The following is a 20,059-nucleotide window of genomic DNA, read 5'->3' on the forward strand; positions in this document are numbered from 1 at the left end:
GACGGTTTGACGAGTCCGGCCACCACCAACGACGCGAGTGCTGCCGCACCTCCGGAGCCACCGGGCGCCGCGCCGGTGTTTCGTGCCCGTAAGCTATCCAAGACCTATCGCATGGGCGAGGTCGAGGTACATGCGTTACGGGATGTCGATCTCGACATCTACGAGGGCGAGTTCGTCGTGCTGCTCGGGCCGTCGGGGTCCGGCAAGTCGACCTTGCTGAACATCCTCGGCGGGCTCGACAGTCCGACGTCGGGCGATGCGCAATGGCGGGATCACCAGCTGGTCGGGGCCGATGATGCCGAGCTCACGCGCTACCGGCGTGAGCATGTCGGCTTCGTGTTCCAGTTCTACAATCTGATCCCGAGCCTGACCGTGCTCGAAAACGTCCAACTGGTCACCGAGATCGCCGAGAGGCCGCTCGATGCCCTGGAGGTACTCAAGCTCGTCGGCCTCGAGAAGCGGATGGAGCATTTTCCCTCGCAACTGTCCGGCGGCGAGCAGCAGCGGGTGGCCGTGGCCCGCGCCATCGTCAAGGCGCCGGACGTGCTGTTGTGTGACGAGCCGACCGGCGCGCTCGACTACGAGACCGGCAAGGTCGTGCTGGCCGCGATCGCGCGGGCCAATGAGCGGCTCGGCACCACCACGGTCGTGATCACCCACAATGCGGCGATCGCCGGCATGGCCGATCGCGTGCTGCGGCTCGGCGGCGGCCGCATCGTCGGCGAGACGCGCAATCCGCGACGGCTCTCGGCCGAGGAGGTGACGTGGTGAGCCTGCTCACCCGCAAGCTCTGGCGCGACATCGGCGCCATGCGCGGGCAGGTGATCACGATCGCGCTGCTGGTCGCCGCCGGTGTCGCCGTGTTCGTGGGCTCGGTCTCGACCTATCAATCGCTGCGCGCCGGCTGCGAGCAGTTCTATGCGGAGGCGCGGTTTCCCCAGGTTTTCGTCACCCTGAAGCGCGCGCCGCTGGCGCTGGTCGCGCGGCTCAACGCCATCGCCGGCATCCTGGCGGTCGAGCCGCGCATCGTGCGCGAGGTCATCGTCGACGCGCCCGCCGCGTCGCAGCCGGTCTCCGCGCGCCTGGTCTCGCTCAGTCGCGGAGGCGACGAGCCGCTGGCCCGGTTGCATCTGCGCCGCGGCACGGCGCCCGCGCCCGGCGATGCGCGCAGCGCCGCCGTCAACGAGGCCTTTGCGGAGGCGAATGGCGTGAAGCCGGGCGACGAGATCCGGGTGCTGCTCAACGGCCGGCTGCAGGCGTTCCGGGTCTCGGGCATCGCACTGTCCTCGGAATATGTCTACGCGGTACGGCCGGGATTGCCGATCCCGGACGATCGCCTCTACGCCATTCTGTGGGTCGACCGCAGCGCGGCCGAGGCCGCCTTCGACATGAAGGGCGCGTTCAACGACGCGGTGGTCGCGCTCGCTCCGGGGGCCGCGGCGCAGCCCGTCATCGAGGAGCTCGACCGGCTGCTCGAGCCTTATGGCTCGATCGGCGCGATCGCGCGGCGCGACCAGCCCTCGAACCGCTTTCTCGAGGACGAGCTGAACCAGCAGAAGGTGATGTCGATCACCATTCCCATCATCTTCTTCGGCGTTGCCGCCTTCCTGCTCAACAGCGCGCTCGGACGGCTGGTCGCCGCGCAGCGCGAGCAGATCGCCGCGCTGAAGGCGCTGGGTTTTCCGACCTCCGCGCTGACCGTGCACTATCTCGCGCTGATGCTGGTGATCGTGCTGATCGGCTCTCTGCTCGGCATCGCCGGCGGCTTCGGCTTCGGGCAGGCGATGATTGCGAGCTATCACGGCTTCTTCCGCCTGCCGGAGCTGCCGTTCCGGCTGGCGCCCTGGGCGATGTTGGCCGGCGTCGCGATCAGCGCTGCGGCCGGGTCGCTCGGCGTCGTCACGGCGCTGCGCGCGGTCGTCAGCCTGGCGCCGGCGGAGGCGATGCGGCCGGCAATGCCGCTCGGCTTTCGTCGCTCCTGGATCGAACTGATCGTGCCGGGCGGTGCACGGCGCGCGCGGCGGATGATGATGCTGCGCAACGTCGCGGGGCGTCCGTTCCGTTCGCTGTTCACGGTCGTCGGCATCGCCTTTGCCGTGCCGATGATGGTGCTCGGGATCTTCTGGCGCGATGCGATCGGCGAGATGATCGAGCTGCAGTTCAACCTGGTCGAGCGCGGCAATGCCAGCATCACCTTTCCGCATCCGGTGGACCGCGCGGTGCTGCGCGATCTGGCGCGGCAGCCCGGCGTGCTGCTGGCCGAAGGTCAGCGCATCGTGCCGGTGCGGCTGCGCGCCGGCCATCGCAGCTATCTCACCTCGGTGGTCGGCCTCGCGCCGACGGATGAATTGCGCCGGCCGCATGATGCGGCGCGCCGACCGATCGTGGCTGCTCCCGACGGCATCACGTTGACGCGGCGGCTCGCCGAACGGCTGGCGCTGAGCGCAGGCGATCTCGTCACGGTGGAAGCCATGGAGGGCCGGCGGCGCCGCCGCGACGTGCCGGTCAGCGCCATCGTCGACGAGGCGATCGGGATGGCGTCCTACATGGACATCGACACGCTCAACCGCTTCACCGGCGAAGGCACGGTGATCTCGGCCGCCAGCCTGCATGTCGACCCCACGGCGCTGGCCGCGCTCGGCACGAGGTTCAAGAGCCTGCCGATGATCGAATCCGTCTCCATGAAGGCCTATGCCGTCGCATCCTTCATGGACAAGATCGCGGGCCTGGTGTTCGTCACCGCGGGAATCCTCACCGGCTTTGCCGCGATCATCACCGTCGGTGTGGTCTACAACAGCGCCCGCATCAGCCTGCAGGAGCGGGCCTGGGAGCTGGCCAGCCTGCGCGTGCTCGGCTTCACGCGGGCAGAGGTCGCGGGCATCCTGTTCGGTGAGTTCGCGCTGGAGATCGCGGTCGGAATTCCGCTCGGCCTGCTGCTGTCGCGCGGCATCATCGCGCTGATCGCGCGGTTGCATTCCAGCGAGAGTTTTCAAATTCCCGGCGTGATCGCGCCGCGGACCTATCTGATCGCGACCGCAGTGGTCTTGGCGAGCGCCGCGATCAGCGCCATCATCGTCCGCCGGCGGGTCGACCGGCTCGATCTGGTCGCAGCCCTCAAGACCAGGGAATGAGCATGCGTTTGGTGTTGCGCCGTATCATTATCTTGTCAGCGGCTCTGGCGGTCGCCGCCGGTGTCGCCTGGATGATGATGCCGAGCCCGGTCCCGGTTGAGACGGCTGTCGTGACGCGAGGGCGGTTCGTTGCGACCGTCGAGGACGACGGCAAGACGCGGGTGCGCCAGCGCTACGTCGTGGCCGCGCCGCTTGCCGGCCGGCTCGGACGCATCCGCTTCAAGGCCGGCGACCAGGTCAAGGCCGACGACGTCGTCGCCACCATCACGCCGGCGCCGGCCCCGCTGCTGGATCCGCGCGCGCGCCGCGAGGTCGAGGAGCGGCTCGGCGCGGCCGATGCCAATGTCGAGCGCGCCAAGGCGGTTGTTGCGCGGGCGCAGGCGCAGAGCGCGCAGGCGAGCGCCGATCTGGCGCGCACGACCGCACTCGCCGCGAGCGGAGCGGCGTCGACGCAGGCGAAGGAGCGCGCCGAGCTCGCGATGCGCATCGCCGAACGCGACCTGCGCGCCGCAGAATATGTCGACCATGCTGCCGGACACGAGCTCAACCAGCTCCGCGCGCTGCTGTCGCGCTACGGCGGCAACACCGATGCCGATGCGCCCGCGGAGAGTTGGACCATCACAGCGCCGGTCGGCGGGCTCGTGCTGAAGGTGACGCAGGAAAGCGAGACCGCGGTGTTGCCGGGGGCGCCGCTGCTCGACGTCGGCGATCCCCACGATCTCGAAGTGGTGATCGACGTGCTGAGCACCGATGCGGTGGAGATCCGTCCGGGCGCCGATGTGACGATCGATCGCTGGGGCGGCCCGGGCCGCCTGTCGGGGCGGGTCCGGCGCGTCGAGCCGGCGGCCTTCACCAAGATCTCGACGCTCGGCGTCGAGGAGCAGCGCGTCAACGTGCTGATCGACATCGTCTCGCCGGCCGAGCAGTGGTCGCGGCTCGGCGATGGCTATCAGCTCGATGCCCAGATCGTCGTCTTCACCCAGGACGACGTCACCATCGTGCCGACCGGGGCGCTGTTCAAGCGCGGCGAGGACTGGTCGGTGTTCGTGCTGAAGGACGGCCGCGCCGAGTTGCGCACATTGCGGATCATCCGCCGCTCCGGCCGGTTCGCGGCGGTGGCCGACGGCATCGCCAGCGGCGATGTCGTGATCATCTATCCCAGCGATCGCGTTGCTGACGGCGCCAAGGTCGCGCCGCGCTGATCCGCGCTGCTCGTGGAAGCGGCCTCACCGCTGCGACGCCAGCGCCCTCAGCCGCGCGTGCCGCGCCAGCGCGTGCGCGATCAGCTCGTCCATCAGCGCGGGCTGCGGCAGGCCGGTGGCCTCCCACATCTTCGGATACATGCTGATGTTGGTGAAGCCGGGCAGGGTGTTCACCTCGTTGACGTAGATCTCCTCGCCGCGGACGAAGACATCGACGCGCGCCAGGCTCTCGCAGCAGAGCACGCCGAACACCTCGGTGGCCATCTTGCGAATGCGCGCGGCGAGGGCCGGCTCGACCTGCGCGGGGACATGCAGCGAGGCGCCGGAGGCGTCGGTGTATTTCGCCTCGTAGGAGTAGAAGCCGTGGCTGTCCGCCGGCACGATCTCGCCGAGCTCGGAAGCCTTGATCTCGCCGTTCGCGTGCTCCAGCACGGCGCATTCGATTTCGCGCACCGGGGAGATGCAGCGCTCGATCAGGATTTTCAGGTCGAAGCGCAGCGCAAGCTTGCAGGCGGCATCGAATTCAACGGCGTTGCGCGCCTTGGAGATGCCGACGGAGGAGCCGAGATTGGCCGGCTTGACGAACAGCTCGGGCGAACCCACCGCGCGCGCGGCGTCTTCGTAGCTCACCGGCGCTGCCTCCGTCATGGTGACGAACGGCACGATCGGCAGGCCGGCGTCGCGCAGCAGGCGCTTGGCGACGTCCTTGTCCATCGCCGCCGCCGATCCCATCACGCGCCCGCCGACATAGGCGACGTCGGCCAGCTCGAGAGCGCCCTGAACGGTGCCGTCCTCGCCGTTCGGACCATGCAGCACCGGGAAGATGACGTCGAAAGCGAGCTCGCGCGGGGCGCCGTCGCCGAGCACCAGCGCGCGGCCCCGGCCGGCGGGCAGCAGCACGATGTCGGGCCCGTCCGCAGGCACCGTCAGCGCCGTCCCGGGCGCATCATTCGCGGCATCGGCGAGCACCCAGCGGCCGTCAGGAGTGATGCCGATCAAGGTGATCGCGTAGCGGCCGGCATCGAGCGAGCGGAAGATGTTGGCAGCGGAGGCGCGGGACACGTCGTGCTCCGCCGAGCGTCCGCCGAACAGGATCGCCACGCGTGTCTTTGTGTCAGTCATCGTTCGTCACCAGCCTGAGACTTTGCGGTGCGAGACCGTACAGCGAGAGCTCGGCCCGTCGCAATCGCGCCGTTCACCGCGAGCGCATCTCGCCATCCGAGCACAGCAGCGTTGTGCCGCCGGCATGCATGCAGCTGCGGTAGACCGGCGGCTCGACGAAGCGGCCGGACCAGATGCCGCGCCCGGAGCGGCGCGCGGCGAGCTGGTCGGCCGCGTAGGCGCCGTGGGAATATTGCGGCTCTTCGAGCGCTAGCCCGCGCGATACCATGAACTGGCCGAGATCAGCACCGCCGGCGGCGCAGCGTGCGACGATGCGGCCGTAGCGATCGCCCTCGATCGGTCGACAGCGCACGAGCTTGCCGCGCGCAAAGGCGTCGAGCGTGTTGGCGGCCAGCGCGCCGCACCGATAGGGCTTGCGGTCGCGACCACGGCAGAATTGCGCACTCTCGGGCGCATCGATGCCCCAGAGACGGATGCGCTCGCCGTGGACATCCAGGGTGTCGCCATCGACGATGCTGGCGCGGCCGATGAGATCGGCTGCGGCCGCAGGCAGAGTGGCCATGACGGGAAGAACGACGACGGGAAGAACGATGCAGCAGAGGCGAAGGAGGATGGATCGCAAGACGGGGACCTATGGCAGAGAAGGGCGTGAGCGCGTCGTCGGACGAATCGATCGCGAATCATCGTGCCTTATAGCGGAGCCCAGTCGTCCGATTGTGTCGCCGAGCATCGCGACGCCGTTGCGGCGGACGTGATCGGCGGCGTTTCAGCTGACGCGTGATCCGGCGGCGCGCGCGGCGCGTTCGACTTCGGCCGCGAGGTTGCTCAGATGTTCGGCGAGGCGCGCGAACAATTCGCGCTTGTCGCGGTCGGTGGCGAGATCGCGGATGAGGGCGCATTCGGCCGCGTCGGCCCGCAGCTTGTCCGGCTGGGTCATCAACTCTGACATCTTTCGCTTCCCTGCCGCGCCGGCAAGTTTTCGAAACGACGGTCGTTCAACATTGTTCCGTGATGCCGCGAGAATTTTGCACCGGCTTGCTCATTGCCCGACCAGAGTACCTCCAGATGACATCTTCGTTCGCTAAGCCGAGCAACGGGGCATGAAGCGCACGCTGATCGGGCGCCGTCTGCGAGAAGGTCGCCGCGCTTTTCAGCTGCGACAGACCGCGTATAAGTTCCCCGGTCAAAGCGATCGACGGGGGACCCGATGCGGCGATGGATGGTGCTGGCGTTGGCAGCATTGAGTTGGCTTAGCCTGTGCGGCACTGGGCTCGCCGATACGCGCATCGCGCTGGTCATCGGCAACTCCGCCTATCGCAGCGTCAGCCGGCTCGACAATCCCAAGCACGATGCGGAGCTGATGGCGGAGACGCTTCAGGGTCTCGGCTTCGACCTGGTCGGCGGCAGTGCGCGGCTCGATCTCGACGAGGCCACGATGCGTCGCGCCGTGCAGGAGTTCGGTGCCAAGGCGCGCGGCGCCGATGTCGCGCTGGTGTATTATGCCGGCCATGGCGTGCAGGTGCGCGGCGCCAACTATCTGGTGCCCGTCGATGCCAATCCGTCGCGCGAGGCCGACGTCGACTTCCAGATGCTCGACGTCAACGTCGTGCTGCGGCAGATGGAGAGCGCGGGCACCAAGCTCAATCTCGTGATCCTCGATGCCTGCCGCAACAATCCGTTCGGCGGCCGCGGCCTGCGCGATGGCGTCGGCGGGCTTGCGCAGATGCGCGCGCCCGAGGGCACGCTGATCTCGTTCGCGACCCAGCCCGGCAACGTCGCGCTCGATGGCCGCGACGGCAACAGCCCGTTCACGAAGGCGCTCGCCGAGACGATCCGGCGGCCCGGCCTCGACATCTTCAAGACCTTCAACCAGGTCGGGCTGGAGGTGAAGCGGGCGACCGGCGGCACCCAGCAGCCCTGGGTGTCGAGCTCGCCGGTCGACGGCGACTTCTTCTTCGCGGGTCAGGCGTTCGCGCCGGCGTCGACAGCGCCGCCCGCAGCAGGCGCGTCGTCGGATCCGGCCGAGCGTGCCTGGGCGGTGACGCAGAACACCACCAGCATCGCCGTGCTCGAGGATTTCGTGCGCCAGTTCGGCGCGACGCCCTACGGCTCGATGGCGCGGGCGCGCATCGAGGAGATGAAGAAGACGCAGACGGCCGCGCGCCCGGTGGAGTCGCCGATCGAGCGCGCGCAGGCGATCCTGCCCAATCCGCATCTCGTGCCGCGCATGATCAAGCGCAATGTCTCGCAGGGCTATCTCAATCTGCGCCGAGAGCCCGGGCAGAAGTCGGAGATTCTGACGCGCATTCCCGCCGGCGAGACCGCGATGGTCGGAGGCTGCGTGATGCCCGGCGACGGTGTCAGCCGGTTCACGTCGTGCCGCGCGGTCTGGAACGGTGTCGTCGGCTGGGTGTCGTCGAACGGGCTGGAGTAGGCGGCGCCGAAGCGTCAGCCTTCAGCGATGACGTCGGCTCAGCTTTCGGCCCTGACCGTTCTCGGCGCGAGATAGGGCCGCGCGAACAGATAGAGCCCGGTGCCCAAGAGCACGATCAGCGGGATCAATGCCAGCAGGCCGATCCAAAACGCCGGCTGCGTCTGCGTCATCGCCACGATGTTGACGATGACGCCGAGCGTGAAGGCGATCGAGACCCAGCGATGGATCTGGCGGATCGTGTTGGTCGAATTCATCGGTTCCTCCCTGTGATGACAACCTTAGATAAGATGAATGCGCGAGAAACTCTCCTTCGTCATTCCGGGGTGTGCGAAGCACGAGCCGGAATCCATCAAGCGGCAGTTTCCGCTGCTCAGTGGATTCCGGGCTCGCCGCGCTGCGCGCGTCGCCCCGGAATGACGATGGAGTTGTCCGTCAGTGCGGCTCAGTCGAGCCGCGCCAGAGTCTGCTCCAGCCCGTCGAGGAATTTCGGCCAGCCGTAGCGTGCGCCCTGATAGGCGCGGGTCTGGTCGGCGGCGAAGCCGGTCTGCTCCATGCGCAGGTGCGTTCCTGTCGCGGTCGGCGTCAGCGTCCAGGTCACGACGCTGTCGAGGCCGAGCGCGGCCCAGCTGTAGGACAGCATCTTCTGCGGCTCGATGGTCATGACCTGGCAGTCGACGACGCCCCAGTCGGCCTTCAGCTTGAAGCGATGATCGATGGCCGGCACGAAATCATTCGCCATCAGCCATTCCGCGATCAGATGCGGCTGCGTCAGCGCGCGCCAGAGTTTTTCCGGCGGATGCGCGAACTCGCGCTCGACGATGACGGTGCGGGTCTCCGGCGCGGCTGTGGTCATTGATCCATCCTGTTGAGCAGAGTTTCCAGATCGTCGAACCGGGCCTCCCAGAACGCGGCCATCTTGCTGGTCCAGTCGAGCAGCGGCGCCAGCGCCTTCGGCTGCGCGCGATAATGCGTGAGGCGGCCTTCGTGCCGCTCGCGCACCAGGCCCGCCTGCTTGAGTTGGCCGAGATGCTTCGACACCGCCGGCTGCGACACGCCGGCCTTGGCGGTCAGCGCGCCGACCGTCTGCTCGCCATGACGGCAAAGCCCCTCGAAGATCGCGCGCCGCGTCGGATCGGCGAGCGTTCGGAACAGCAGGTCGGGAGAGCGCGGCATTCGATCCATAACTCGTTGGTTATGGATTAATGCATAACTGTTCGGTTATGAACTGGCAAGCGGAAAGGCTTTGCCGGCGCGACGCGGGACGGGGGCGGCCGTCCGTCTCGGCGCGGTGATCAACCCTCGGCATTGTGGGTGATCCGGACGGAAGCGCCGTCCGGATCATGCGTCGTGGCGAGGCGGATCAGGGCGTCAACGTCCACTGCTGCGATCCGGCGGCCGAGGCGGTCGCGGTCAGCAGCTGATTGCCGAGAGAGGTCCCGTTCTGGCTCATCACCTCGACCGGATAGCTGCGCACCGCGATCGTGCCGGCGGCCGCATCATAGCGGAAGCGCTGGTTGTTGTTGCCGGTGCAGGTCCAGATGATCAGCTGCGCGCCGTCGCCATAGGTGCCGTTGTTGTCGAGGCAGTAGTGCGGGTCCTGCATGCTGCGGATCATGCCGGAGGCGTCGTCGTAGCTCCAGGTCTGGTTGGCGGCGCCGGTGCAGTTCCACTGGATCACGGCCGTGCCGTCGGCCATGGTGCCGCCGCTGATGTCCATGCACAGCGCCGACGTGCGGTTGACGATGCGGACCGGCTGGCGCGACGGTGCCGCTCCGGTGGAGACCGGCGCGTAGACGACGCCGAGCTTGTCGATGCCGTCGCCGGAGCGGCCATGGAAGCCTGTGATCTGCCAGCCGCCCGGAGCGGTGTAGCTGGTGCAGTTCGACGTCGTCGTGCCGCCCGACAGGGTGCGGCCTGCGCTGGTGCCGAACGCGATCCTGAAGATGCGGGTGTGGCCCTGATACTGGTCGCTGCACAGATTGACCGAGGTGAGATACTCGCCGCTGCCGAGCGCCAGGCTCTGCGCCGTACCGCCGGTGCCGCCATGGCTGTAGACATAGCCGTTCGAAAGCGTCAGCTCGACCTGGTCGACGCGATTGCCGGTGCGGATGGTCAGCTTGCTGACGACGGGATTGGCGGGCAGCGCGGAGACATCGTTGTAGCTCGTGCCGTGCGGGCCGCCGAACTGGTCGCTGAGCTTGCGGTTCGATGCCGTCGCGTAGCTCCAGTCGACCTCGACGGGGTGATGATCGGACAGCTGCGCGCCGTTTGAATCCAGCGCATCCTGGCGGTCGACATAACCGGACGCCTGCAGGGTCAGGAAGCCGTTGTTGCGCCACAGCACCTTGTCGACGATCTCGCAATCCGGCCGTGCCGTCTGCGTATCGCCGCACACCAGCGGATCGCCGATCGGCGGCACGCTGCCGCCGCGCACCGCCTCGACCCAGGCGTCGCTGAAGCCATGATGCAGGAACTCCCACATGTTCTGGCCGGCCCGCGTGTAGCGCGTGTTGGTGTCACCCATCACCATGACGGCATTGCCGGCGGAATTCGCCTCGATATAGCTCAGGATCTGCGCGACGTCGGACTCGCTGTCGGTGAGATCGGTGGCCGACGTGCCGGACTGGGCGTGCAGATTGTAGAAATCGAGATAGACGCCCTCGGCCAGCCGCGTGCGGACCAGCGAGAATCCCTTCGGCGTCAGCGCGTCGGAATCGGCGCGCTTGGTCCAGGTGACGCGGTCGAGATCGTCGAACCCATAGGTGCTGAGCGTGTTGAGGCCGTCGCCGATTCCGGCGGTGCCGGAGGTCGGCGTGCGATAGGGATGGTTGTCGCAGGTGTCGTACAACGCAGCATGCCAGAGGAAATCCTCCTGCACGTTGACGATGCCGAACTGGCGCAGATAGCAGCTGATCACGCGCGAATGCGCGTCGCTGCCGCCGTTGTAGGCGGTCGGCGTTTCCGCGACGTTGTAGGTCAGCGTGTTGAAAGTTCCGTCGGCGGCGTGCAGCGCGCTGCCGAGCAGGCTGGCGCATCCGAACGCGATTGCGCCGGCCCATAGGCGAAGTGTCATTGGTCGTTTCCCCATCGATGATGCTGGATAGAGGGGCGCGCGATATCATCCGCCGAATGTCGGTGTGATGACGGATCGATGGATGTTCTGCGTGGCACGTGTCATGCGGACGCGCGCCAGCCCAGGTTGTCATTGCCGCGCATCGAAGGTCGACGTTTCGCCGTGCCATGCGATGCGAATGCAACCGAGCGCCATCTGGCATCTACGGTCTTGGACTCCTGAGGTGAGGGCACCAGCAAACAACGCAGTGTGTGTCGGCGGCCATTCGTCCGCGTGAGCCTGATCACGGTCCTGAACCGCGCTTGCGTCGTACACGGAACGAGGCAGCGCAGGCTGGCCGAGGCGTCGGGCGGCGCTCGTATCGAATGCCGTGCCATACTCCTATCGGGGGACGCTGAGGGGACGCTGGGCTGCTAGCAATCCGATACGACTTGCTGGAGACACCGGACATGCAGGCCCATCAGGTTCCGCCGCGGCTCAGGCCGATCAGGTCGAAGCCATTCACTTCGAAGCCAGTCACTTCGAAGCAATGGCTCGGCGCCGTCGTTCTCGCCTTCTTCTTGATCCTGCACATCGTCGCGATTGCGATTCTGCGAGGAGCGGACACGCCGGACCGCGCGGGGGCAAGTCCGGTTGCGACGCTCCAGACCACCGATTGACGATCCATCATTTCATTTTCATCAGCCGGAGATTTTTCATGCCGGGACTCGGATCATTCTTGCTGCTCAGCGCCGCGGTTTTCTTCGGCGCCTTCGTCTCCGGCCTGGCCGGATTTGCCTTTTCCGCCGTGGCGGGCGCGATCCTGCTGCACAGCCTGCAACCGCTCGAGGCCGTGCCGCTGATGATGGCGTGCAGCGTCGGCGTGCAGGCCACGAATCTCTGGGCGCTTCGCAGCAGCATCCGCTGGAAGGAGAGCCTCGTCCTGATCCTGGGCGGACTGCTCGGCGTGCCGCTTGCGCTGTGGCTGCTGCACAATGCGGATGCGCGACTGTTTCAGCAGGTGTTCGGCGCGACGATCGCGATCTACGCCGGCTACATGCTGTTCAAGCCGGCGCTCGGCAGCCTTCAGCCGATGAACCGCAGTCGCACCGCGATCGTGGGCTTCGGCGGCGGTCTCATCGGCGGCCTCACCGCAATGCCCGGTGCGCTGCCGACGATCTGGTGCGAGATGCACGGCCTGCCGAAGACCGAGCAGCGCGGCCTCGTGCAGCCGTTCATCGCCGCCATCCAGCTCGCCTCGCTCGCGGTGATGCTGGCGCGGCAGGACCTGTCGTCCAAGGTGGTCATCGATCTCTCCTTGAGTATCCCGGCACTGCTCGCCGGCACCGCGCTCGGCATCCTCGCCTTCCGCAAGGTCAACGACGCGCTGTTCAGGAAGATCATTTTGGGGATTCTGCTGGCGTCGGGGCTGCTGCTAGTGGTGTGATCAATCGACGAAACCGGTCGCGATTGCGTTGGCCCAGTCGTGCATGCCATGACGGCGGGCGCGGGCCGACATGGCCGTGGCATCATACGGCACGTAGCGCAGCGTGACCGACCATGGACCGCGTCGGCGCTCCAGGATCGCGTAACAGGCATCCGGCGTGCCGGTCTCCACCTGATAGATATTCGGCGGGCGGCCGCGGTAGCCCGGCAGCCCGACGCTGCCGGGATTGACGATGAGCCGGCCGTCACGCAGCCGCACCACGCGCGGAATATGGCTGTGTCCACACAGGATCAGCGACGCATCGATGCCGCTCGCACGCGCCGTGATGTGCGCGAGACTATTCGGACGCAGCGTGCCGTCATCCATCATCTCCTCGAGCCAGAACGCCGCATCGTCGTCCGGTGCAGCGTGGCAGAGAAAGACGTCATCGCGATAGGTCAATGTCGGCGGTTGCGCCGCGAGCCAGCCGACATGCGCCTGAGACAGTGCACTGACATCACGGCGAGACGAGGAGCCGCTACGGGCAAGGTCGACTATGTGCCGGTCCTGGTCGCCACGAACGGAAGGAAAGCCACGCGCCATCAGCATTTCGGCGGTGCGGACCGGCTCCAGCGGGCCGCTGAGATGATCGCCGAGATTGACGACCTCATCGATGCCGAGATCCGCAATGTCCGCCAGCACGGCCGCGAGTGCGTCGGAATTTCCGTGGATGTCTGCAATGGCCGCAAACCGCATGAGAGCCTCCGTTCGGGGAACGGCGGGCAGGGGCATGGCCATGCGGCGGACCGTTCGCTTTAGCTGCATTTGGAAACGCGCCCGCAAGCTGATGGTCAAATCGGCGCTTGGTGTTGCTCATAGCATGGCGCGGCAAAGAGCGACAGTTGCTCGGGACGATTCTCCGCGTGAGCCAAATCCTTTCGCAACCGCAAGGGCTTGGCCGGACGATCTAAAATCCAAGTGGCGGTGCGCAGACAGGCTGTGTATAAGGCGCGCGCCGCTGCGCGGGGAACGAAGCGTGCTGAGATTGAGAGGGAGTAGAGAGCCATGACGGAGCGCTGGAGCCCGGAGAGCTGGCGGTCCAAGCCGGTGCAGCAGGTGCCTGATTATCCCGACCAGAAGGCGCTGGCCGAGGTCGAGGCGCAGCTTTCGACCTTCCCGCCGCTGGTGTTCGCCGGCGAGGCGCGCAACCTCAAGAAATCCCTGGCGCGGGTGGCCGCGGGCGAGGCGTTCCTGCTGCAGGGCGGCGACTGCGCGGAGAGCTTTGCCGAGCACGGCGCCAACAACATCCGCGACTTCTTCCGCGTGCTGCTGCAGATGGCCGTCGTCATGACCTATGCCGGCGCGGTGCCGGTGGTGAAGGTCGGCCGCATCGCCGGCCAGTTCGCCAAGCCGCGCTCGTCGCCGACCGAGAAGATCAACGGCGTCGAGCTGCCGAGCTATCGCGGCGACATCGTCAACGACACCGCCTTCACGGCCGAAGCGCGCATCCCCAATCCGCACCGCCAGCTCGACGCCTACCGGCAGTCGGCCGCGACCCTGAACCTGCTGCGCGCCTTCGCCACCGGCGGCTTCGCCAATCTCGGCAGCGTGCATCAATGGATGCTCGGCTTCGTCAAGGACTCACCGCAGTCGCGGCGCTACAAGGAGCTGGCCGACCGCATCTCCGAGGCGCTCAACTTCATGCGCGCCTGCGGCCTCGACCTGGAGAGCCACCCTGAGCTGCGCGCCACCGATTTCTACACCAGCCACGAGGCGCTGCTGCTCGGTTACGAGCAGGCCTTCACCCGCGTCGACTCCACCACCGGCGACTGGTACGCGACCTCAGGCCATTTCATCTGGATCGGCGACCGCACCCGCCAGCTCGACCACGGCCATGTCGAGTACTTCCGCGGCATCAAGAATCCGATCGGCCTGAAGTGCGGTCCGTCGCTGAAGCCGGACGAACTGCTCAAGCTGATCGACATCCTCAATCCCGACAACGAGCCGGGACGGCTGACCCTGATCAACCGCTTCGGCGCCGACAAGGTGGGCGACCACCTGCCGGGGCTGATCCGCGCGGTGCAGAAGGAAGGGCGCAAGGTGGTGTGGTCGTGCGATCCGATGCACGGCAACACCATCACGTCGAATTCGGGCTACAAGACCCGGCCGTTCGATCGCATCATCTCCGAGGTGCGCGCCTTCTTCGCGGTGCATGCCGCCGAGGGCACCCATGCCGGCGGCATTCATCTGGAGATGACCGGGCAGGACGTCACCGAATGCACCGGCGGCGCGCGCGCGATCAGCGACGAGGATCTCAACGACCGCTATCACACGGTGTGCGATCCCCGGCTGAACGCCGAGCAGTCGATCGACATGGCGTTCCTGATCGCCGAGTTGCTGAAGCAGCAGCGCGGCGGCAAGTCCACCCCGATGCCGGCGGTCGCGGGCTTCTGATGCTGCGTCTTTGGCGCGCGACGCTCAACTCGCGCAATGGCCTGGCCTTCGCGCTCCGCTCCGAGCAGGCGGTGCGCGAGGAGGTGATCGCGCTGATCCTGGCGCTGCCGCTGGCTTACGTGATCGGCGCGACGCCGATGCGCAGCGTCGAGCTGGTCTGCGCGGTCATGCTGGTGCTGGTCGTCGAGCTGCTCAACACCGCGATCGAGAAGCTCGCCGATCGCCTGACCACCGAGCACGATCTGCAGATCGGCCGCGTGAAGGACCTCGGCTCCGCCGCCGTGGGCGCCGCGCTGCTGATGTCCGGCGGCTTCTGGCTGTTTGCGATCGCCGAGCGGCTCGGGCTCTTGTGAACGAGCCGAGCGATGGCCGCTGACAGCTTCCGGATCACGCTGGCGCAGTTCAATCCTGTGGCCGGCGACGTCGCGGGCAATGCTGCGAAGGTGCGAGAGGCGCGCAGCAAGGCGGCGGCCGATGGCGCCGATCTGCTGGTGCTGCCGGAGCTGTTCCTCGCCGGCGCTCCGCCGCAGCAGTCCGTTCTGGACGCCGCATTCCTGTTGGCGTGCCGCACGGCGATCGAGGCGCTGGCGCGCGAGACCGCAGACGGCGGACCAGCCGTGCTGATCGGCACGCCCTGGGTCGAGGACGGCAAGCTGTATAACGCCGTGGCGCTGCTCGACGGCGGCCGCGTCGCCGCCACGCGTTTCAAGATCAATCTGCCTGATGATCAGAAGCGGTTGTTCTTGCGCGGCCCCGCGGCCGGCCCGGTCAGCGTGCGCGGTGTGCGCATCGGCATCGCGATCGGCGAGGACATCTGGCCCGAAGGGGCCGGCGACGAGAATGTGGTCGAGACCCTGGCGGAGACGGGCGCCGAGCTCGTCGTGGTCTCCGCAGCCGCTTGCTATGTGCGCGGCGGCGGCGATCGGCGGCTGTCGGCCGCGGTGGCCCGCGTCACCGAAAGCGACCTGCCGCTCATCTGGCTCAACCAGACCGGCGGGCAGGTCGGACAAGTGTTCGACGGCGCGTCCTTCGCGCTCAACGCCGATCTCTCCGTGGCGGCGCAACGTCCGGCCTTCGTCGATGATGTCAGTACGCTGGCGTGGAGCAGGGGAGCCGACGGCTGGCAGGGCCAGGGTCCGGTCGCCAAGCTGATCGAGGGCGACGAGGCCGACTATGCGGCGCGCGTGCTCGGACTGCGCGACCATGTCGGCAAGAGTGGATTGAATGGAGTCGTGCTTGGCCTGACGGCGAGTCTCGAAACCGTGTTGTCATTGGCGATTGCGGTGGATGCGCTCGGGCCGGCGAAGGTGCGCGGTGTCGTGCTGGCCGGGCCGGACACGGCGGTGCCGGCACAGGATGCGGCGATCGCGGCCGCGGCACGGCTCGGTGTGGCCGCCGAGGTGGTGCCGATCGCTGCCGCCGTCGCAGGCTTCGAGACCATCCTGCCGGGACAGCTTGGGAGCGGCCCGCATCGCGAGCTGCTGGCGAGGGTGCGCGCGACGCTGCTCGACGCACTGGCCAGTCTCTCCGGCGCGCTCGCTTTTGCTTCGGCGCAGGCATCGACGCCGCATGGCGACGAGGTCGGCCCAGGCTTCACGCTCCTCGGCGACATCTCGCCGCCGCAGCTGAGTCGCCTCGCAGCGCTGCGCAACCGCTGGCAGCCTGCGGACGCGCTGGGACCAGGAGGCGAGGTCATCGCGCCCGACCTCGTCGCACCCGCGGCGACGGACGCGCGCGACGACCGAGGCTGACGCCCCGGCGATGCCGCTCAGCGCGCCGGGATGAAGGTCGGACCGACCGTGCGGATCTGCTTGTCGCCGGCGGCGCCGTCGGCGGTCGCCGTGGTCGGAGCCGCGGGATCGGCCGGCGCGGCGCCCTTCTTGGCAGCCGTCGCCGGCGGCTTGCCGGTCTGGCGCTGCTGCATGCGCTTGGCGCTCTCCTCGGTGACGATGATGTCGCCTTGCTCGGCGGCGGAGGCCCGCTCGTCGATCGACTTCAGCGCCTCGGCCCAGGTCTGGCCCGGCGCCTTGCAGGAGCAGCTCGGGTTGAACTCGGTGCGATATTTGAACGCGTTCGGCAGTGCGCTGTAGGACTGGCCGTTGACCGAGACCGCCTGGTTCATGTCCTCGCCGGGATTGCGATAGGTGAACAGCGTCGCTTCGGCGGCGGGGCATTGCGCCTTGCAGGCGCGCTCGTCATCGGCGAAGCGGCCGGGAACGGTGGCGAACGAGATCGGGAAGTAGGCGCCGTCGCAGGTGCGCACGCAGACGGTGCGATAGGTGCCTTGCGGCGCGGCGAGATCGGCGCTCGGCGGAGGCAGCGAGGCGGCAGGGTTGTTGTCGCCGCCGCCGCCGCCGAACAGGCTGGTCAGGAAGTTGCCGCCGGCATTGCCGCCGCGATTCGCGTTCGCATATTGCTGGTACTGCGGGCCGCAATTGTTCTGGCCGAGCGCGGCGAGCACCGAGCGGCGCTGATTGTCGCGCTCACCGCCCATGCCGCCGCCGCGCAGCCGCTCCAGGCTGCCGGTGATCTGGTCGAGGTTGGAGCGCATCTGCTGGATCTGGTTGTTGACCGGCTGGCATTCGGCGGCGCGGCCGTTGAAGATCGAGAAGAAGCCGGGGCTGTCGCAGCCCATCCGCTTGGCCTGCATGCTGACGCGATCGAGCTCGGCCTGCTGCTTGGCTGCCGCGTCCTGATAGCGCCGGATCTGGTCGTCGCGCGCGGGATCGCCGCCTCCGCCGCGATCGATCGTGGCGAGCTGCGCCTCGAGGCGCGGGCAGATCGGATTGACGCCGGCCTGCGCACCCGGAGGGCCCGGCGGCATCTGCGCATAGGAATCGGAACTGGATTGCGCCAGGGCGTGCGAGCCGGTCAGGGACAGTCCGAGCAACGCAGAACAGGCCAACAGGCGCGGAGACAGGGATGCGATCAAGATGCGGTATTCCGGTCCATGGGTGCTGCCGCGGAGCTAGCACAGAATTCGGAAAATTCGCGGCAGCGGCGGGCATCCCATAGCCGCTTTGTCGGGCATCGTCACGTCGTTTCCGGGGCGCTCGGATGGCGGGAACAGCCGTTCCCTGGCGCCTCAGCGCTGGCAGGTGATGGCGACGTAGTCGCTGCAGCCGCCATGAGCGCAGTTTCCGCCGGCTTTCGGCACCGATCCGGTGATTTCATCAGGGTCGACGCGGCGGTAGGAGGACGCCTGCGCAAAATCGCGTGATTGGCAATAGGAGCGCGCCGCCGAGGCGCCGCATCTGTCGCCCTTGGCCAGGCACTGGTCGACGCCATAGCCGTCGGCCTCGTTGGCGATGATGAAGATTCGGCTCTCGGCCGAGGCGGTCGTCGCGACGGCGAGGACAACACAGCAGGCGAGCAGGCCTGAGGAGAATCGCATGGTGCACCGGTGGATGTAGGAGACAACCCATGGTTAGGCCCAAAGGGTTAAAAATGATTAACCTTGAGGCAGGGCCGGAGCGTTTGAGCGGCGAAAACGGCCGTTTTGCGGCTCTTGACGGCAACACCCTGCTGGATCATGGTGAAACCCATGAACGGTTTCCTCGCCATCTGCTGCATTTGCCGCGAGATTACGCGCTAGCGATTCGCTGGCTGAGGCCGTCTTTTCTCAACAGAGATGATCAGGACGCCCGGCCGGCAGGTCGGCAGCGTGTTTTTGGCCGTGGCCGCCCGCATCCGGGCCGTCATCTGGCGAGGATACCCGTTGCGTCTCGCCCAGTGAGACGCGGGCACAGGCATTCGGGACTGAGGCATTCGGGGACTGACCATGGACTTGCGTTTGTACGACACCGCGTCGCGGGAGAAGCGCCCCTTCGTGCCGCTCGATCCCAACAATGTCCGCATGTATGTCTGCGGACCGACGGTCTACGACTTCGCCCATATCGGCAACGCGCGCCCGGTGATCGTCTTCGACGTGCTGTTCCGGCTGCTGCGCCACGTCTACGGCGCCGAGCATGTGACCTATGTCCGCAACATCACGGACGTGGACGACAAGATCAACGCGCGGGCGGCGCGTGATTTTCCAGGTCTGCCGCTGAACGAGGCGATCCGGAAGGTCACCGAGGTCACGGCCAATCAGTTCCACAGCGACACGGCGGCGCTGGGCAGCCTGCCGCCGACCTTCGAGCCGCGCGCCACCGATTTCGTGCTGCCGCGTCCCGACGGCAAGGCGGACATGGTGTCGCTGATCAAGCAACTGATCGCGCGCGGCCACGCCTATGAGGCCGGAGGCGAGGTGCTGTTCGATACCCAGTCGATGCCGGACTATGGCGCGCTGTCGGGCCGCAAGCTCGACGAGCAGCTTGCCGGCGCCCGCGTGGCGGTCGATGCGCACAAGAAGAACCCGGCCGACTTCGTGCTGTGGAAGCAATCGTCGGCCGACGAGCCGGGATGGGATAGCCCATGGGGCCGCGGCCGCCCGGGCTGGCACATCGAGTGCTCGGCGATGAGCGCGGCCTATCTCGGCGATGTCTTCGACATCCATGGCGGCGGGCTCGACCTGATCTTCCCGCATCATGAGAACGAGATCGCGCAGTCGCGCTGCGCCCACGGCACGTCGGTCATGGCGAACTACTGGCTGCACAACGAGTTCGTGCAGGTCGAGGGCGCGAAGATGTCGAAGAGCCTCGGCAACTTCGTCACCATCCGTGACCTGCTGGCCGACTGGCCGGGCGAGGTGCTGCGGCTGAACATGCTCAAGATGCACTACCGCTCGCCGGCCGATTGGACGGTCAAGAACCTGGAGGAGAGCGCGAAGACGCTCGACGACTGGTATCGCGTCGCCGCCGATGCGCCGGGCGACCAGCCGGAGCCCGCGATCATCGCTGCGCTGCTCGACGACATCAACACGCCGTTGATGATCGCCGAACTGCACGCGTTGCGCGCACGGGCAGTATCCGGAGGGGAGGCGGAACGAGCGGCATTTGCCGGCTCGCTGCGCTACTTCGGTTTCCTGTCCCAAACCGCGGCGCAATGGGAGGCCCGCAAGCAGCAGGCCAAGGGCGTCGATGCCGCCAAGGTGGACGGGCTGATCGCCGAGCGCACCGCGGCCCGCGCGCGCAAGGACTTCAAGGAGTCCGACCGTCTCCGCGACGAGCTCGCGGCCATGGGCGTCGTGCTGAAGGACGGCAAGGGCGCCGACGGCAAGCCGGTCACGACCTGGGAGATCGCGCGATGAAGAAGCCCGACACGCCGTTTCCGCGGCACTGGCTGTACTACATCGTG

At 67.4% G+C, this 20,059-nt stretch carries 21 protein-coding genes; 11 read left to right on the top strand and 10 right to left on the bottom strand.

Annotation, left to right across the window (positions count from 1 at the left end; translation table 11 throughout):
- The first annotated feature begins 111 nt into the window (after window positions 1-111).
- Genes NLR35_RS04650 through NLR35_RS04660 form a run of 3 tightly spaced genes read left to right on the top strand, consistent with a single transcriptional unit; the run spans window position 112 to window position 4,333 of the window.
- Window positions 112-771, top strand: a complete 660-nt coding sequence (locus tag NLR35_RS04650; RefSeq protein WP_257165770.1) for an ABC transporter ATP-binding protein — start codon at window positions 112-114, stop codon at window positions 769-771.
- Window positions 765-3,131, top strand: a complete 2,367-nt coding sequence (locus NLR35_RS04655; RefSeq protein ID WP_257165386.1) for an FtsX-like permease family protein — start codon at window positions 765-767, stop codon at window positions 3,129-3,131. The genes NLR35_RS04650 and NLR35_RS04655 overlap by 7 nt, the downstream gene beginning before the upstream one ends.
- A 2-nt stretch (window positions 3,132-3,133) precedes the next feature.
- Window positions 3,134-4,333, top strand: a complete 1,200-nt coding sequence (locus NLR35_RS04660; protein WP_257165771.1) for an efflux RND transporter periplasmic adaptor subunit — start codon at window positions 3,134-3,136, stop codon at window positions 4,331-4,333.
- Window positions 4,334-4,357: 24 nt separating this feature from the next.
- On the opposite strand, the gene NLR35_RS04665 is transcribed toward NLR35_RS04660, so the two are convergent.
- The 3 genes from NLR35_RS04665 to NLR35_RS04675 form a co-directional block, all read right to left on the bottom strand.
- Complete coding sequence (locus NLR35_RS04665; protein ID WP_257165387.1) at window positions 4,358-5,455, bottom strand: D-alanine--D-alanine ligase family protein; 1,098 nt, start codon at window positions 5,453-5,455, stop codon at window positions 4,358-4,360.
- Between the two features lie 73 nt (window positions 5,456-5,528).
- Window positions 5,529-6,017 carry a thermonuclease family protein gene (locus tag NLR35_RS04670; protein ID WP_257165388.1) on the bottom strand — a complete coding sequence of 163 codons (489 nt, stop codon included), beginning with the start codon at window positions 6,015-6,017 and terminating at the stop codon, window positions 5,529-5,531.
- Window positions 6,018-6,221: 204 nt separating this feature from the next.
- Window positions 6,222-6,392: a hypothetical protein gene (locus NLR35_RS04675; RefSeq protein ID WP_257165389.1), complete on the bottom strand. Its 171-nt coding sequence runs from the start codon at window positions 6,390-6,392 to the stop codon at window positions 6,222-6,224.
- 270 nt (window positions 6,393-6,662) lie between these two features.
- Here NLR35_RS04675 and NLR35_RS04680 point away from each other — a divergent pair, with 270 nt between their 5' ends.
- The gene (locus NLR35_RS04680) at window positions 6,663-7,889 is read left to right on the top strand and encodes a caspase family protein (protein WP_374940788.1); all 1,227 of its coding nucleotides are present in this window, start codon (window positions 6,663-6,665) and stop codon (window positions 7,887-7,889) included.
- A 38-nt stretch (window positions 7,890-7,927) separates the two neighbouring features.
- On the opposite strand, the gene NLR35_RS04685 is transcribed toward NLR35_RS04680, so the two are convergent.
- Window positions 7,928-8,143 carry a hypothetical protein gene (locus NLR35_RS04685; RefSeq protein ID WP_257165390.1) on the bottom strand — a complete coding sequence of 72 codons (216 nt, stop codon included), beginning with the start codon at window positions 8,141-8,143 and terminating at the stop codon, window positions 7,928-7,930.
- Between the two features lie 37 nt (window positions 8,144-8,180).
- On the opposite strand from NLR35_RS04685, the gene NLR35_RS04690 reads away from it, so the two are divergent.
- Window positions 8,181-8,306 carry a hypothetical protein gene (locus NLR35_RS04690; RefSeq protein WP_257165391.1) on the top strand — a complete coding sequence of 42 codons (126 nt, stop codon included), beginning with the start codon at window positions 8,181-8,183 and terminating at the stop codon, window positions 8,304-8,306.
- Between the two features lie 25 nt (window positions 8,307-8,331).
- Here NLR35_RS04690 and NLR35_RS04695 read toward each other — a convergent pair whose 3' ends face one another.
- The 3 genes from NLR35_RS04695 to NLR35_RS04705 all read right to left on the bottom strand — a co-directional run bounded on the left by NLR35_RS04695 (window position 8,332) and on the right by NLR35_RS04705 (window position 10,962).
- The gene (locus tag NLR35_RS04695) at window positions 8,332-8,742 is read right to left on the bottom strand and encodes an SRPBCC domain-containing protein (protein WP_257165392.1); all 411 of its coding nucleotides are present in this window, start codon (window positions 8,740-8,742) and stop codon (window positions 8,332-8,334) included.
- On the bottom strand, window positions 8,739-9,062 hold the full coding sequence (locus NLR35_RS04700) for a helix-turn-helix transcriptional regulator (RefSeq protein ID WP_257165393.1): 324 nt from the start codon (window positions 9,060-9,062) through the stop codon (window positions 8,739-8,741). Before NLR35_RS04700 ends, NLR35_RS04695 begins: the two co-directional genes overlap by 4 nt.
- A 187-nt stretch (window positions 9,063-9,249) precedes the next feature.
- Window positions 9,250-10,962, bottom strand: a complete 1,713-nt coding sequence (locus NLR35_RS04705) for a jacalin-like lectin (protein WP_257165394.1) — start codon at window positions 10,960-10,962, stop codon at window positions 9,250-9,252.
- A gap of 449 nt (window positions 10,963-11,411) precedes the next feature.
- Between NLR35_RS04705 and NLR35_RS04710 the strand changes: the two genes are divergently transcribed.
- Together NLR35_RS04710 and NLR35_RS04715 are read left to right on the top strand one after the other, a co-directional pair.
- A complete protein-coding gene (locus tag NLR35_RS04710) occupies window positions 11,412-11,621 on the top strand; it encodes a DUF5379 domain-containing protein (protein WP_257165395.1) in 210 nt (69 codons plus the stop codon).
- A gap of 38 nt (window positions 11,622-11,659) precedes the next feature.
- Entirely contained in the window at window positions 11,660-12,388 is a 729-nt protein-coding gene (locus NLR35_RS04715) for a sulfite exporter TauE/SafE family protein (RefSeq protein ID WP_257165396.1), read from the top strand.
- Here NLR35_RS04715 and NLR35_RS04720 read toward each other — a convergent pair whose 3' ends face one another.
- Window positions 12,389-13,123 carry a metallophosphoesterase gene (locus NLR35_RS04720; protein ID WP_257165773.1) on the bottom strand — a complete coding sequence of 245 codons (735 nt, stop codon included), beginning with the start codon at window positions 13,121-13,123 and terminating at the stop codon, window positions 12,389-12,391.
- Between the two features lie 309 nt (window positions 13,124-13,432).
- On the opposite strand from NLR35_RS04720, the gene NLR35_RS04725 reads away from it, so the two are divergent.
- The 3 genes from NLR35_RS04725 to NLR35_RS04735 are packed head-to-tail and all read left to right on the top strand — an operon-like array spanning window position 13,433 to window position 16,572.
- Entirely contained in the window at window positions 13,433-14,821 is a 1,389-nt protein-coding gene (locus NLR35_RS04725) for a class II 3-deoxy-7-phosphoheptulonate synthase (protein WP_257165397.1), read from the top strand.
- Entirely contained in the window at window positions 14,821-15,174 is a 354-nt protein-coding gene (locus NLR35_RS04730) for a diacylglycerol kinase (RefSeq protein ID WP_006609160.1), read from the top strand. Before NLR35_RS04725 ends, NLR35_RS04730 begins: the two co-directional genes overlap by 1 nt.
- Window positions 15,175-15,186: 12 nt before the next feature.
- The gene (locus tag NLR35_RS04735; RefSeq protein ID WP_257165398.1) at window positions 15,187-16,572 is read left to right on the top strand and encodes a nitrilase-related carbon-nitrogen hydrolase; all 1,386 of its coding nucleotides are present in this window, start codon (window positions 15,187-15,189) and stop codon (window positions 16,570-16,572) included.
- Between the two features lie 17 nt (window positions 16,573-16,589).
- Here the strand turns inward: NLR35_RS04735 and NLR35_RS04740 are convergent, their stop codons facing one another.
- Together NLR35_RS04740 and NLR35_RS04745 are read right to left on the bottom strand one after the other, a co-directional pair.
- A complete protein-coding gene (locus NLR35_RS04740) occupies window positions 16,590-17,753 on the bottom strand; it encodes a DUF2865 domain-containing protein (RefSeq protein WP_257165399.1) in 1,164 nt (387 codons plus the stop codon).
- Between the two features lie 153 nt (window positions 17,754-17,906).
- Entirely contained in the window at window positions 17,907-18,215 is a 309-nt protein-coding gene (locus NLR35_RS04745; protein WP_257165400.1) for a hypothetical protein, read from the bottom strand.
- A gap of 387 nt (window positions 18,216-18,602) precedes the next feature.
- Between NLR35_RS04745 and cysS the strand changes: the two genes are divergently transcribed.
- Entirely contained in the window at window positions 18,603-20,012 is a 1,410-nt protein-coding gene (cysS, locus tag NLR35_RS04750) for a cysteine--tRNA ligase (protein WP_257165401.1), read from the top strand.
- Window positions 20,013-20,059: the final 47 nt, after the last annotated feature.

The sequence above is a fragment of the Bradyrhizobium sp. SRS-191 genome (genome assembly GCF_024586915.1).
In the GTDB taxonomy this organism is placed as follows: domain Bacteria; phylum Pseudomonadota; class Alphaproteobacteria; order Rhizobiales; family Xanthobacteraceae; genus Bradyrhizobium.